At 36.8% G+C, this 2,505-nt stretch carries 2 protein-coding genes; both read left to right on the top strand.

Annotated features, from left to right (window positions below; all coding sequences use genetic code 11):
* Positions 1 to 99 precede the first annotated feature (99 nt).
* Positions 100 to 822: a DUF2490 domain-containing protein gene (locus ACOVQ4_RS19575; protein WP_421822294.1), complete on the top strand. Its 723-nt coding sequence runs from the start codon at positions 100 to 102 to the stop codon at positions 820 to 822.
* Between the two features lie 765 nt (positions 823 to 1,587).
* Positions 1,588 to 2,505, top strand: a 918-nt coding sequence (locus ACOVQ4_RS19580) for a M12 family metallo-peptidase (RefSeq protein ID WP_421822295.1), incomplete at its 3' end; no start/stop codon positions are given.

Consider the following 2,505-nt stretch of genomic DNA (forward strand, 5'->3'; position numbering starts at 1 on the left):
GCAAACTTAGCATCTTTTACAATCATTAACACACAGTTGAAAACAACCATAACGGAATCTTGATTTTCATTAGTTTCATAAAAAACAAAATTCAAATAGATGAGAATTTTATTTCTGACCTCAATTATGTCGTGTTTATGGATAAAAAAGGGTACAGCACAGACTTTTGACCTTGGTAGTTGGAATATTCTAAATGTAAAATATAATCTTGAAGAAAAATGGAGTGCTTTTGGTGAAGCCCAATTACGTTCTTTACTGTTTTATAATAACTTTCATTATTACGAATACAAGGGCGGAATTAATTACAAAGTTCATAAGAATGTACAACTTACATTAGGTCTTGGTAGTTACCAAACTTACAAAGAAGGTGGTGATTTTCTTTTGCCTAAAAACAATAATGAATTTAGACTTTGGCCACAAATTGTTTTATTTCAATCAATCGGTAATCTAAAAATAGAGCAACGTTATAGAACAGAATTGCGATGGACGAGCAACGGTTATCGCAACCGTTTTCGATATAGAATTGGCGCATCTTACCCATTTGGAAAGGAACAAAATGAATCCAAACCCTACCAAATCAGTGTAAGTAATGAATTGTTTTTTACCGACAATGAGCCTTATTTTGAAAGGAACAGACTGTTATTGGCATTTAATTATAAATCATCCAAAACAACAACTCTACAAGTTGGGTATCTGCATCAATTTGACTACAAGATAAATGATGAGACAGGACGTGACTTTCTGGTAATCGGTATTTATTATGAACTTTTCCAAAAATATGCCTCAAAAACAAGAACAAACTATGAAATTAAAGATAACTAAAATTAAGTAACACCAACACCTGACACACATATCCTTTCCAGAACATCTATTCACAAAAAATATCCTACTAGTCCTACTTTAATCACTTTAAAAGAGGGCTAATTTCAATTAATATTTTTAAACTTGACACGCTTAAAATGTTTGTTTTCTAAGGCTCTCTACAGACATTATCAGAACCTATTTTGTTATTCAGACTGATTTGGATAGACCTTCGTGGGGTATGCTAAAAGAACAAAAGCTTTTCTTGCGAAATGAATAAACATTTTGCCTCTGGAGTGTCCGTCGAATACACAATTATTTTGCAAGGTTATAAACTTTTATTTATGTTTCTGAAAAATATCTTTTGATAACCGCCTAAATATGGATTTTTGGCACAGAAAATGTGGTATAATTTTTGAAAAATAGAAGAATCGCAAACTTTTATTTTCTTGCTTTTTTGATATCAACTTTCCCCAATACTAGGTATCTCCCCGCACAAGAGAAACGATAGGTACAGGTAAGGTAGATTACAGGAAACCAAAACTTTTGCCCGCCAAGCACAGGTTCTGGTCATAATTGGATAGCGTTTTTTCTGCAATAAAAGACTTATCCATTTCCCAAAAACCTCGATTAGCTTGGAGAAAAGCCTTGGCTTTCCCATTCTACATCTTTTTAAGTTAGTTTGACGAAATCTGGAAATTCCAGCATCCGCCAATACTAGAATTATGAATGCCATAACGCAATGGCATAGTCAGAATTAACTTAATCCGTCGAGGTAATACAATTATGAATAAACTACCGCTCATTGTTTATTTGCTATTGTTTGCGCCTTTCTTATTTGCCCAACAAACCCAAGAAGCTCCAACTTGTGGCGTGAATGACGCTCAAATGTCTACTGAGGTTTTAAGTAGAGTAAGAAATGCCAAAAACTTTATAAAAGCTTCCAAAGCATTACGCACAATCCAAACTGGCACTTGGATTTGTCGCTTAGCAATTGAAATCGACTCTGAAACTTTCGAAAAGTTTGAGCGTGACTCTGCCTTTGTCAAAAGGGAGGTCATCAACACTGTTGCGCAAGTTTCGAAGATGTACGAAAAAGAGCTAAATGTCAGACTTGTACCAACGGTTATTCATATCTGGAAAGATGCTGCCACCGACCCTTACCGAGGCAAAAGAAATATCTATGATCTTTTGGGTCTTTTCCAATCACAATGGAATTATTATGATGAGTTTAAGAAATTAGCTCCTCAATACGACAAGGCCGTTTTTATGACTTCCAAAGCCTTGCTCGGGGCTGCTGGAATAGCCTATTTGGGTGGTACCGAATGCATTGTTCCGTGGGGGCGTGCAGGTTTGGGTACCTTTGCCCACGAACTGGCACATACTTACGGTGTTCCACATACGCAAAGTTGCGAATGGCCTGAAGGTCCTCTCGATTACTGTACGCCTTCGGAAGGCACGTGCTATGATGGTGCTATCAATACAACCGCTGGTACAATCATGAGCTATTGCGGACCAAGATTGGCTACTTTTCATGAAATGTGTCGCTCGGTCATACAACAATATGCGCAAGAGCACCTCCTCTCGGCTAACAATAAGCCACAATCACCTGTATTGGCGAGTACATATTATTTTCAAAAACATGCTAATATCGTTTGGGAACCGAGTATCTCCGCCGAGGAATATGTGGTACAAGTATCCACT

Source organism: Flectobacillus sp. (assembly GCF_049240685.1).
Taxonomy (GTDB): Bacteria; Bacteroidota; Bacteroidia; order Cytophagales; family Spirosomataceae; genus Flectobacillus.